A 12,190-nucleotide genomic window follows, 5' to 3' on the forward strand; every position below is an offset into this window, starting at 1 on the left:
AAGCATTTTGCGGTGAAACTTGGTAGTCAAAATAAATAAATTTTGCCCCCACCCTTCGCCCTTACGGTCTCGTAAAACTTCATGACCGAAAGCATCCAGGATACAAGCCCCCGGATTCATTCCTTCGCAGACTCAGGACCCACAAATAAAAAACCTGTATCCGATGAAACTTGTCCCCCGAATTTATCCGTGGGGTCGCCTCTAAAATCTAAAATCTAAAATCTAAAATCGATTGACTCCCATTCCTCTCGAAGTTAGGACTCGAATGTCAATGATTGCGTCAAATTAATTGCATGAAGTTCAAAAAATGGATCGATCATCTCAAACAAAATCAACTGCTCGGCCTGCGGCAATATATAGCAACAAACCCTCCCTGGATGACAGGGGCAGCAGTAGGTATAATGTCTGTCGCCATGCTGCACTTTGGAATGTGGAAACCCCTTGAATATTTGGGATACAAAACCCTATTTCAAATTCGAGAATCGGGAATTTTGCCAAATCCCGGATGGGATGAGAGAATTGTGGTAATTGCGATCGAACGGCATTCCTTGCAGGAATACGGTCAATTTCCTTGGCCTCGCAACCGCTACGCCCAACTGCTGGAAGCGCTGAAAAAATCCCCCCCTACAGCAGTTGGTTTTGACATTCTTTTCCTCGATCCAAGTCCGAAAGATGATATTTTAGCCGCTGCGATCGCCGCCAACGGCAAAGTTGTACTCGCTAGAACCACCAAAGAAGAACCCGTAGCATCTTTAAAAGCAGCCGCCGCAGGTGTCGGCCACATCGGCCAGGAACCCGATAGCGACGGTATTAGCCGCGAGTCAAAAATCTTTCTCAACGGGATTCCTAATTTCGGTTTAGCCATGATTCACAGGTACAATGCTGCTAATCCCCAAGATCCAGTATTGCTCCCACAGTCCAAAAATAAGCAGGAAAAAAAAGTCTGGGTTAACTGGCCGGGGAAAACAGAAAATCTACCTACCTATGCTTTTGTTGATGTCGTAGAAGGTAGAATTCCCGCAGATACTCTGACCAATAAGTTAGTTTTAGTGGGCATAGTTGCTACCGGTTTAGACCCCATATCTTCACCTCTCGACAAGACTACGGCTGGGGTTTATTTATATGCAGCGTTGGTTGACAATTTGCTCAATCAACGCTTGCTACGGCGGCTGCCGGTACTCGTAGAAATTTTGTTATTGTTGGGGATTGGCCCGCTTACGGCCTTGGTTCTGGGCAACCGAGGGGTTAAGGAGAGAATTGCGATCGCTCTCGGTTTGCCTATAATTTGGATTGGGGCTGGTGCATTGTTATTTGGCTTCTTTTTTTGGTGGGTTCCGATTGCCGCACCTATAGGCACTCTCATTTTATCTGGCACTGCTTTGCAACTGCGGGAACAGTACGAAAAACAGCAGTTGATGAGGTTATTTGAAAAGCACGTCGCTCCAGAGACAGCTCAGCTTATTTGGGAACGCAAAGCGGAGATATTTGAACAGGGAGAACTGGAACCTCAAGAACTTACAGCAACGGTGCTGTTTATGGATATTCGTAGTTTTACTTCCATTTCAGAAAAAATGCGACCGCGAGATTTACTCACCTGGTTGAACAATTATTTGGAAGCGATGACTGACTGTATTATGGATCACGGCGGCGTTGTAGATAAATACATCGGTGATGCAATTATGGCAGTTTTTGGAGTGCCTTTTTGCCATACCGAATATCGAGAAATTCAACAAGATGCTTTGAATGCAGTTGCGGCTTGTATTGCGATGCACGAACGGCTGCACCAACTTAATCAGCAGCTTAGAATTGAACACAAACCTTTAATTAAATTTGGCATCGGTTTGCATACCGGACAGTTAGTTGCTGGTAGCGTGGGCGGTTCCCGGCGTTTGAATTATTCTGTGATCGGCGATGCTGTCAACGTTGCTGCTAGATTGGAGGCGATGAATAAGGAAATTGTTTCTGACAGTCCTTTTAATTTGTTGGTGACGGCGAGGACTTTTGCTTACGTGCGCGATCGCTACGAAGGCCAAAAAGTAGGCTCGATTCAATTGCGCGGCAAAAAAGAAGAGACTGTGGTTTATGCTATTTTGGGGGAAAAGCATTAGTCATCGGGCATGGGGCATGGGGCATGGGGCATGGGGCATGGGGCATGGGGCATTAGTTGTGATATTATGTGCTGTTAATTAAGCCCAATTACTTCATACTTGGGAATTAAAATATTGGTTGTAGGGGCGGGTTTTTCGACAATCTACGCCTGAAACAAATAATCTCAAAAACCCGCCCCCGCCCCACGGTAAATCGAAATATATATTTTTTTAGGCGATCGCCCCTGTTGGTTGATGTAGATTATTAGCGGTGTGGGGGCGGGTTTATAAAGCTTGTTTGTACTGATTAGATATTGTCGTAAAACTCGCCCCTACGGAATTATATTCTTTCCCAATTCCCAATTCCCAATTCCCAATTCCCAATCTAATCAAATACGCTTAGCCGCAGAGTTTTAGCTATTTTTTCTAACAGAAATAAGCCACCGATAGAATTTCCGTCTTGATCCAGGGGCGGACTGTAAAAGCCGATCGCACCTTGACCCGGAATTACCGAAAGCATTGCCCCGCTAACTCCCGACTTAGCCGGCAGTCCCACCCGCAGCGCAAAGCGGCCCGATGCTTCATACAAACCGCAAGTTGCCATCAGCGCTTTGACAGTACGGCAGTTTTCCCCCATTGCTCGATCGCCACTATTTACCAAAACCATCCCCAGCTTAGCTAAATCCTCCACAGTTCCCGACAAACAGCAGATGCGATTGTAGGTTTCTAAAGCAATTTCTGCATTTTGAATATAACCCGATTCTACCATTTTCAAGGCGAGATTCCAATTATTTTTATTCGGATTTGTCTTCACTGAATCGAGCATTAACTCGTCAACAAATAACTGACTGTTTGCCTGTTGATTCAGCCAATCAAGCAAGTTTTGACAGCGCGCAACAGCATTTTGACCGGGAATCAAAGACGCTAGGGCGATCGCCCCGCTATTAATCATCGGGTTTCTCGGCTTCCCTTGGTCTATTTCGAGTTGAGTTAGGGAATTGAAAGGCAGTTGCGAAGGCTCGCAGCCAACGCAGTCAAATACCGTTTTTTCGCCCAATTCGCACAGCAAATAAAGCAGCACAAAGGGCTTGACTACACTCATCAGCGGGAATGTTTGAGCAATGCTACCCCAGCTCAAAATTTGACCGTCAATTGCCCGAATTTGCACGGCAAACCCTTGTCTGTCTGCTTGTGCAAGGAGAGGTATGTACGCGGGAATTTGACCCGATTTACTGCGATTAATTGCCTCTTTTGCCCAAGCTGCCAGTTGTTCGGCTTGCAGGGAAGATAGTTGGCTGGTGGATATATTCACGCTCGATTATTTCGATCATTTTAAATTTTAGATTGGCATTCCTGGCGCGATATTGAGCCATAAGCCCCCTTTATTAACCGAATTGCGTCACTTGGGCCCGCTGCGGGAAGAAACTGGGTTTCTTCGGGGAGATAAGGCAAGCTCATAATTTGATGAAATTTTTGTGTGGTGTCCCGCCTGGCCGAAAAATACAACGCAAGATGCGGGACACCTTATTTAAGGCTGTTGACCTTTGGGCCCGCCGGGAGCAAATAAATTTTTCATGAAAAACCTGTACTTTGCATAAAAATCTCCCTTTCACCCGGATATATAAGTAGCAGCTTCAAGGCAACGCTGCTAGCCAAAACAAACAAGCACTAGCTGGAAATGCCTTCAGATTCTTATGTTGAAGCCCCAGCAAGGGGCGGGGTGCATATTTAACTTAATTCTTTCAGAGTTCGCCAAATCCTGTCCGGAAAACCCCCGAACCTTTAAGAATGTACTATCCAACCGGATTCACCAAAACCAGGATAAAAAAATGGCAGACGAACCGAAAGCAGAAGCACCAAAGCCAGCTCCGCTGACTTTTAAGGGTGTGTGCAGCGACGGAGTTCTCAAAGGCAAAGAAATTGAAGGCAAACTAGACATCAAAGTCAATGTTGAATCTGTCAAAGCGGCAGAAGCACCGCCCAAAAAATCCCAGTGGGAGCCAGTTATCTTTTGGGTATTGTTTGCATTTATGGCAAACTTGATTGTCGGCGACCCCGCCGGAATGAGAAAAAACAGCTCCCCACAAAGGTCTCATTCTCATCAGATGTTAAACCAATCTGGGGAGCAGTCGCTGTTGCCTAAGAAAAACACCAGCAACTTGCCACTTTAGGCCCTGGGAGCTTGCCAGCCGCGCAAATAGTAATAGAAAGACCCGAAATATTCATCGAATACTCGCGTCGTAGTTACCAAAGCTTCTGCACTAGGCAAAAAATCTCCCGCGTCTAAGCGGAGTCTACTAGATTTCCCTCCTGATGTGGGTTGAAAAGTGTAGAAGTCGGTAGCCCTAGGAATCACCTGGATTCCCATATTCGCAAAAGCGAGGCTGGCACGGCGCATCTGAATCGCAGATGTTACCAGGATTACTTTGCGCGGGGCGCCACGGGTGTCGAGTATCTTTCTCACCTCTTGGGCGCTGGTGCGTATGTTGCTGCCGTTATCGTCGAGAACGATACTGCTGCGCGGCACGCCCATGTTGTTTGCCAGCAAAGTCTCGATATCCTTAGCTTCGCCAACATAACCCTCCAACTCTGGTCTGGGGCCAGCGGTAACGATGACCATCGGTGCCACTTTTTGGCGGTACAAAACGGCTGCATAGGGCAGGCGATTGCCTGTATCTGTCAGTTGAATCGCTACTCGGTTGGGGATGTGAGGCTGAGTGGTTCCCTTGCCCAAGAGGACGATCGCCGCTGCGGTTTCATCGCAGCAAGCTGTGCGGACGGCGGCAGCGGCGTCCCGTTCTGCTTGCTCCGCGAACCAGTAAGCGACAACTGGCATACTCGAAAGGATCAAAACTAGCAGCGCTGCCAGGATCATTCTCGGCGCCGGGTTGCGGATGCCCCCGTTCGTGATCAGCGCCGATGCAATCACCAGCAGAGTGATGGAAAAACCCAGCGGCTTAAAGAAGAAGGCTATGAGCCCGAAAATCGCTGCTCCGACCGGGGTGTCTGGTGCAAAAAAAGCTAGGATCAAAAGGCTGATCAGCAGCAAAACGCGCAGCCGGTCTAATAAGGGATTGTCTTTGCCTCCTGATTGATCCCACCACGATTTGATCAGTGAGAACAGGAGGAATAGAAATAGAATGCGAGCTAACAGTTCTGGCATCTTGCAATATTCTGTGTCTTCATAAATTAGTACAGAAGTTTGGAAACGAGCGCGAATTTAGCTGCGGGAGGAAATACGGGCATCGGTGGGTTTTTAACTTTCGCGAATAACGCAGTCCGATCGCATTTATCCTGATGCTCGCTTCCGGTCAGCTATCAACCATTGGTTGCAGGGTGAAACCCGCTACTTCCAGTCACAGATTGCTGACAGTTAATTGGTAATTGATAACTGGTAATAGTTGATGGGTAATTGGTAATGGATCGAACACGCCGCAGGTGGAATTGACAATTCAAGCCTGCTTTGTTCTGCCTACTTTTTTCCCCATTACCTGTTACCGATTCACCAATCCCAATTTATCGGCGCTTCAGTTGATTCCGAATTGCCTGCGTTACCGTTTGAATTACTTTAACACGAGCATAATACTTGTTATCGGCCGCAATTAGCGTCCAGGGAGCAAGCGGCGTGCTGGTGCGCTGAATCATTTGATTCACCGCCACTTCATAATAATTCCACTTTTGGCGATTCCGCCAATCTTCCTCGGTGAGTTTGTATTGTTTAAATGGATTGTTTTGCCGCTCTGTAAACCGCTTTAGTTGCTCGTCAGGACTGATGTGCAGCCAGAATTTAACTAAGACACAACCGAAACTGGTGAGTTGCTCCTCAAATTCGTTGATTTCCTGATAAGCTCGGCGCCATTCGGGTTCGGTGGCAAATCCTTCGACTCGCTCGACCAGCACTCTACCATACCAACTACGATCGCAAATGCTGATTTTACCAGCCGTTGGCAGCCGCCGCCAGAACCGCCACAGGTAGTGGTGCGCTTTTTCTTCGTCTGTCGGCACCCCAAAGGCATTAACGATGTAACTGCGGGGGTCTAATATGTCCGTCAAGCGTTTGATTGCTCCTCCTTTACCGGCGGCGTCCCAACCTTCAAACAGGACTAACACGGGGATTTCCTCTTCGTAGATGCTTTGTTGCAGTTGGCCAAAACGGGTTTGTTCCTCGCGAAGTTGCTGTTTGTATTCGTCGGGCGACAGCGATTGAGTTAAATCTACTTGGCCCAGCAAGTCTGGTTCGGTGGGTTGCAAGCTTTCTTGAGGTGGCAATTTCACGGGTGCAGATTGCGTCGGCAGTCTGTCTAAGGCTTCTGTAATTGTCGCTGCCATTTGGGTCAAAACTTTGACTCTTGCCCACCGTTGACAATCGCCTTCTACTAGCGTCCAAGGTGCGGGGCCCGTGCCGGTTTGGGCTACCATTTCTTCGGCAAAAGTTGTGTATTCTTGGTATTTTTTGGCTTGTTTCCAATCTTCGGGCCGCACTCGCCAAGCTTGTAAGGTGTCGTCTTCTAGTTTTTTGAGCCGATGCTTGAGTTCTTTTTTGCTGAGGTGAATCCAAAATTTGGCAATGGCGGCGCCGTCATCTACCATCTGCCGCTCGAAGGCGTTGATTTGCCTGATTGCTGTCGGTACTTCTGCGTCGGAGACTCGATCGAACAATCGGTCTTCTAAAATGTGAGTGTACCAACTGTGATAAAAAAAGCCAATTTTGCCACGGGCGGGGAGTTTCTGCCAAAATCGCCACAGGAAAGGATAGCCTATTTCTGCATCTGACGGCGGCCAAATCGGGTGTACCGCAAACCCGCGCGGGTCCATGTACCCCACCATTTTTTTGACCAGCGCGCCTTTACCGGCGGCGGCCCAACCTTCGAGGACGATAATTGCGGGCAATTTTTTTTCCCTGCAGGCCAGTTGGAGCGATCGCAACTGTTGCATTAAAATTTCTATCTTGGCATCATAGGTTTCTTTATCCAGGGAAATATCTAAATCGAGGTTGTCGAGCATATTTACCTCATATTAATCAGTAAAAAACAGTTTAACGTTAGTTTAACGTTTGGATAAAATTAAATCCTCAATTCAGGGGAAAACGTTATAAAAATTACAGTTACGGCTGGTTAAAAGCCGATCGCTCCTGCAATCAAATGCCACCCTCGTTAATACTAGCAAGAATCCCTCGCTTTCAAACTTGCAAAAAAAAACAGCTCAGGTTATAGTTGAAATAGGGAACTTTTAAATAAGTTCAATTTCTCCCCTCCCCCGATCGGGCGAGTTAACAGGAGGAGCCAAAAATCCCTGAAAAAGGATTTATTGTAAAACAGAGCAAAAGTAAAAATCAACTACCCGGTGGGGGTGACAACTTCTTTACTTAGCTGTAGAAACTTTATTCAAACAATAGTAGTTACTTAAGCACCAAGCTTGGTAACGAAAGAGAGCGCGACTCATCGACATCCAGCCATAAACTCACATACAAACCTAGCCCAAAAGGGCAAATCAATTTTTATGATTGCGCTATAAGATAAAACCTGAAAGCCTGGGTGATATAAACAGGTTTCTGAGTTTTATCGACACCATTCTCAAATACTAAAAACAGTTTAGGTGCGGGCTCGCGTGCCCGCCCCACAAGAGTATTTATTTCTTGTGGAACAGGCCGGAGTGCCTGTTACTGACGTTTGTCCAAAATGTCTGAATTACTGTACTTGTTTGCCCATACCAATTAAGAGGAACAGTCCGAAATTACGGATTGCAAGTTTTTTATGAATATCTTGACAACACGCTCCTACAAAGGCGAAACTGACTGGTGCGCGATCGCAAATTTGATCGATGCTTGCGAAGCAGTCGATCGACTCGGCGAAGAAGTCTCCGCAACTGAACTCAAGCTAATACTTGATGCCCCCAAACTCGACCAAGCCCGCGACGTGCAGTTGTGGGAAGATGGTAATTACAAAGTAATCGGCTTAGCACTCCTAGATATGCCCGATTCGCCAGAGGAAATAGACGCTTGTCTCTGGTTTTACGTGCATCCAAATGTCCGTAGCGAAGGTTTAGAAAAAGACATAATTAAGTGGGGAGAAAAGCGGCTGGGCGAAGTAGGAAAAGAACGCAATTTGCCGGCAAAATTGCGTACCTACAGCCGGGAGGACAAAACCGATGAGATGCGGCTGTTAGAGAAACAGGGCTTTGAAGTCGATCGCTATTTTTGGACAATGGCCCGATCCCTCGCCGAACCGATTCCCACACCCGAATTTCCGGCAGATTTTGCACTGACACACGTATCAGGAGAACAAGACATCCAACCCTGGGTAGAGATGTTCAACCAGTCATTTATCGATCACTGGAATCACCACGATTTAACTGCGGAAACGGTGCGCTACTGGATGCAAGACGCCAATTATCAGCCGGAATTAGACTTGATTGCTGTTTCGGGCGATTCCCTGCAGGATAGCTTCGCTTCACGCAAATTTGCAGCTTTCTGCGACTGTCAAATCAAACCCCAAAAAAACGCCCGCAGCGGCACAAAAGACGGTTGGATTGAATTGTTGGGTACGCGGCGCGAGTTTCGGAAAATGGGTTTAGGAAAAGCGATGCTGTTAGCTGGTTTGCATAAGTTGAAAGCAGCGGGTGCAAACACAGCTAAACTCAGCGTTGATGCTGACAGTTTGACGGGGGCGACAAAGCTTTACAAATCAGTCGGTTTCCGCCCGATGGAAACTTGGATCGAGTGGGCTAAGACAGTGTAAATTCGTTAGGGTGGTCAGAAACCGGGTTTTTGCGAAAATACTGCGTTACAGCCGGCAGATTCGGTAAAAAACCCGGTTTCTTTGGTTTTGATGCGATCGCCCTTTTGGATCGAATGGGCGATCGTACTTTTATTATGTCGCGCACATTATGCTAGGATTAACTGATCAAAAATCATCCTAATTTCTATGACGCGATTCATTCACGATCGCTTTGCTAAAGAATACCTAGAAGAACTGCTTTCACCCATCGGAACAGTTAAGGTCGGTCGCGATGTGACTTCGGAAGTCCGAGAAATCGATGTTTATTTCACTCCAGGTACCGCAATTCCCGAATACTCATCAAGCCTGGGATTGTTGGGAAAAATGGCTGACACAACTGCAATTTTTGAACCGTTTCGCAATCCGGTAACTGTCAGCGAAGTCTTGAGCTGCATGAGTAAGTTATGGGATTTGCGAGGTGAATTGGAGCGGCAGGCGAGAAGAGAAAATACTCGCTATGATGAGGATCTGTTGCCCCGAATGTGGATTTTGACACCCACAGCATCGAAAGCGCTGGTGGAGGGTTTTGGTGGGATACCAAACCCTGAGAATTGGATCGAGGGAATCTATTTTTTCCCGGAGCACTGGCGAGCAGCAATTGTGGCGATTCACCAGTTGCCAGAAATCCCAGAAACCCTGTGGTTGAGGATTTTGGGGAAAGGGAAAGTACAGCAAAGGGCGATCGGGCAATTGAGTGCTTTAGCAACGGACGATCCGTTACGGATTATTGCGCTAGAATTATTGTATCGTCTACAGTCACATTTAGTAGTCGAAACCCAACAGGAACCTGAGCCAGAAGAGCGGGAGTTAATTATGGCGATTGCACCACTTTTTCAACAACAAATACAAGCAGCACAGCAACAAGCTAGAGAAGAAGGACTAGAACGAGGACTAGAACGAGGACTAGAACGAGGACTAGAACGAGGACTAGAACGAGGCAGACAAGAACAGCAGCGCTTAATCTTAGAAAATTTTCTGCGAGTTAGATTTGGAGAATTAAGCCAGAGAATGACAGTATTTTTATCTCCAATATCCAACTTGCCGGCTGCGGAATTTACAGTGTTGTTGCTGGCAATATCGATGCTAACAGTTGATGAAGAAGGGCGGGAACAAGCTGTAAGATTATTGGCAGAAAATGTCTTGAGAATGTACCAAAAGGAATTGGGTGATATTCTGCCTACAGCCATTACCAATTTACTAGCATTGCCTGTGGCAGAATTGACATTGTTGGTAGAACAACTGCCGCAGTTATCGGCTGATGGATTGAGGGAAAGGTTCGGGAAAATTCCTGAATAAACCTGTTTGAGTAGCTATAGAGTGCGATCGCCATTTTTTACTCAAGGGGCGATCGCACTTTTCTTGATTTCCTAAATCAGCCGGAAATTAGCGGATGTAATCGCATTGGCACTCACTCCAATCATCACACCTAACTCTTCTCCGGTCAAGACATTTTTGATGAGAGTTCCCTGAGTATTTTGAGTGATTGCTAACTGACCAAAACTCAAACCTCCGCTTAATCCAATCAAGTCTTGACCGATGGTAAAATCAGCGATGATATCAAATCCTTGACCAGTTGTTAAGGCAAAGATATCGTTGCCACTACCGCCAATCAAACTATCATTGCCCATGCCTCCATCAAGCAAATCGGAGCCTTTCCCACCAGTGAGAGTATCGTTATCTTCGCCTCCGTAAAGAGTATCATTTCCTTCGCACCCTCCCAGGATATCTGCTCCTGCGTCACCGTTGATTAAGTCATTACCTTCACCGCCGCAGATGGTATCTGAACCTAACTGTCCAAACAGATTGTCATCACCTTGACTACCAAGAATTATGTCGTTACCTTTACCTCCATATAAAACGTCATTATCCTTGCCACCATTGATGAAGTCATCATCTTTGTTGCCATAAATGATGTCAATACCTTCGCGGCCATGTAACAAGTCATTGCCTTTGCCTCCGAAGATTAAATCGTTGCCCAATTCGCCAAGAACGATGTCGTTTCCTCCATCTCCATAGAGGATGTCGTCACCTTTGCCTCCGATGATGAAGTCATTGCCTTGGTTGCCATTAAAGATGTCGTTGCTGGCACCACCATATAAGTTGTCATTCCCGGATTTGGCATCGAATATATTGCCGTTGTTAGTGCCGAGAAATTCATCGTTTTGGGCAGTGCCTATTTGAATTCCCGATACACCAAGTATGGTGTTTTCAACTGCATTGGGTTGGTTTAAGTTGGGATAGGCAATGTCATCGCAGATGCAGTCGTCATTGGGGATGTTGTTGGTTGTTGGTGTTGGCGTTACCGATGGTGTATCGGTTCCCGTTGGCGTCAGTGTTACCGATGGTGTATCGGTTCCCGTTGGTGTTGGTGTTCCCGTTGGTGTTGGTGTTCCCGTTGGTGTCGGTGTTACCGTTGGCGTTGGTGTTCCCGTTGGCGTCGGTGTTCCCGTTGGCGTCGGTGTTCCCGTTGGCGTCGGTGTTCCCGTTGGTGTTGGTGTTCCCGATGGTGTTCCCGTTGGTGTTGGTGTTCCCGATGGTGTTCCCGTTGGTGTATCGGTTCCCGTTGGTGTCGGTGTTCCCGTTGGCGTCGGTGTTCCCGTTGGCGTCGGTGTTACCGTTGGCGTCGGTGTTCCCGATGGTGTCGGTGTTCCCGTTGGTGTCGGTGTTACCGATGGCGTAGGTGTTCCCGTTGGTGTCGGTGTTGCTGTGGAATTACTAAAGAGAATGATGTCGGTTGGTGAGAGAGAATTGGCTTTGATAGAGATAGTTTGACCATTCCCTAAATTTAAGACTAAACCCGAAGGGGTAGATTGTAATGCGGCGATTACTTGTTCGGGTGAGGTGAAACCGAAGGCGACATCAAGTTGTAATTTATCTTCTCCAGGGGTGAAGTCGGAAATCTGGTTTTGTCCACCGAAAGTACCAGGAACGGGACTAAAGATAAAGGTGTCATTACCAACTCCTCCGGTGAGGGTGTTGTTGCCAACTCCGCCATTGAGGATGTCATTACCAACGCCACCATCAAGGATGTCATCACCACCGCCACCGCTGAGATTGTCTGGGTTGCCCGTACCTGTGAAGTTGTCGTTAAAGGGACTGCCAATGATAGTGATGGGTTGAGTGATGTTGCTGAAGTTTTGGGTAACGCTGTTGGGAGAGGAGGCATAGTCGAAGAAGTTGGTTGAAGTCGGTGTTCCCGATGAAGTCGGTGTTCCCGATGAAGTCGGTGTTGCCGATGAAGTCGGTGTTGCCGATGAAGTCGGTGTTCCCGATGAAGTCGGTGTTGCCGATGAAGTCGGTGTTGCCGATGAAGTCGGTGTTCCCGAT

Annotated in this window: 7 protein-coding genes and 1 pseudogene; 4 read left to right on the forward strand and 4 right to left on the reverse strand. The window is 47.2% G+C overall.

The features are described 5' to 3' along the window. Positions 1-293: 293 nt before the first annotated feature. On the forward strand, positions 294-2,108 hold the full coding sequence (locus QUA00_RS14565) for an adenylate/guanylate cyclase domain-containing protein (protein WP_333410065.1): 1,815 nt from the start codon (positions 294-296) through the stop codon (positions 2,106-2,108). A 364-nt stretch (positions 2,109-2,472) separates the two neighbouring features. Here the strand turns inward: QUA00_RS14565 and glsA are convergent, their stop codons facing one another. Next, positions 2,473-3,399, reverse strand: coding sequence for a glutaminase A (gene glsA / locus QUA00_RS14570; RefSeq protein WP_333410066.1), 927 nt, complete (start codon positions 3,397-3,399; stop codon positions 2,473-2,475). Between the two features lie 517 nt (positions 3,400-3,916). Between glsA and QUA00_RS14575 the strand changes: the two genes are divergently transcribed. Next, positions 3,917-4,258: a hypothetical protein gene (locus QUA00_RS14575; protein ID WP_333410067.1), complete on the forward strand. Its 342-nt coding sequence runs from the start codon at positions 3,917-3,919 to the stop codon at positions 4,256-4,258. Here QUA00_RS14575 and QUA00_RS14580 read toward each other — a convergent pair. Together QUA00_RS14580 and pap are read right to left on the reverse strand one after the other, a co-directional pair. Further along, positions 4,255-5,250 (reverse strand): YdcF family protein, encoded by a 996-nt coding sequence (locus tag QUA00_RS14580; protein ID WP_333147803.1) that lies wholly within the window; start codon positions 5,248-5,250, stop codon positions 4,255-4,257. The two genes, QUA00_RS14575 and QUA00_RS14580, sit on opposite strands and share 4 nt — an antisense overlap. A gap of 353 nt (positions 5,251-5,603) precedes the next feature. Continuing rightward, complete coding sequence (gene pap / locus QUA00_RS14585) at positions 5,604-7,091, reverse strand: polyphosphate:AMP phosphotransferase (protein ID WP_333410068.1); 1,488 nt, start codon at positions 7,089-7,091, stop codon at positions 5,604-5,606. Positions 7,092-7,840: 749 nt separating this feature from the next. Here pap and QUA00_RS14590 point away from each other — a divergent pair. Further along, the gene (locus QUA00_RS14590) at positions 7,841-8,824 is read left to right on the forward strand and encodes a GNAT family N-acetyltransferase (protein WP_333410069.1); all 984 of its coding nucleotides are present in this window, start codon (positions 7,841-7,843) and stop codon (positions 8,822-8,824) included. Between the two features lie 186 nt (positions 8,825-9,010). Then, entirely contained in the window at positions 9,011-10,159 is a 1,149-nt protein-coding gene (locus tag QUA00_RS14595) for a flagellar assembly protein H (protein ID WP_333410070.1), read from the forward strand. Positions 10,160-10,230: 71 nt separating this feature from the next. Here QUA00_RS14595 and QUA00_RS14600 read toward each other — a convergent pair. Continuing rightward, positions 10,231-12,190, reverse strand: a pseudogene (locus tag QUA00_RS14600) (calcium-binding protein); the annotation flags it as partial.

The organism is Microcoleus sp. T2B6, from assembly GCF_036700475.1.
Classification (GTDB): Bacteria; Cyanobacteriota; Cyanobacteriia; order Cyanobacteriales; family Microcoleaceae; genus Microcoleus.

Coding starts and splice junctions, on each gene's coding strand:
- QUA00_RS14575 (WP_333410067.1), top strand. CDS start 3,917: ATGGCAGACGAACCGAAAGCAGAAGCACCAAAGCCAGCTCCGCTGACT.
- pap (WP_333410068.1), bottom strand. CDS start 7,091: ATGCTCGACAACCTCGATTTAGATATTTCCCTGGATAAAGAAACCTAT.
- QUA00_RS14565 (WP_333410065.1), top strand. CDS start 294: ATGAAGTTCAAAAAATGGATCGATCATCTCAAACAAAATCAACTGCTC.
- QUA00_RS14580 (WP_333147803.1), bottom strand. CDS start 5,250: ATGCCAGAACTGTTAGCTCGCATTCTATTTCTATTCCTCCTGTTCTCA.
- QUA00_RS14595 (WP_333410070.1), top strand. CDS start 9,011: ATGACGCGATTCATTCACGATCGCTTTGCTAAAGAATACCTAGAAGAA.
- QUA00_RS14590 (WP_333410069.1), top strand. CDS start 7,841: ATGAATATCTTGACAACACGCTCCTACAAAGGCGAAACTGACTGGTGC.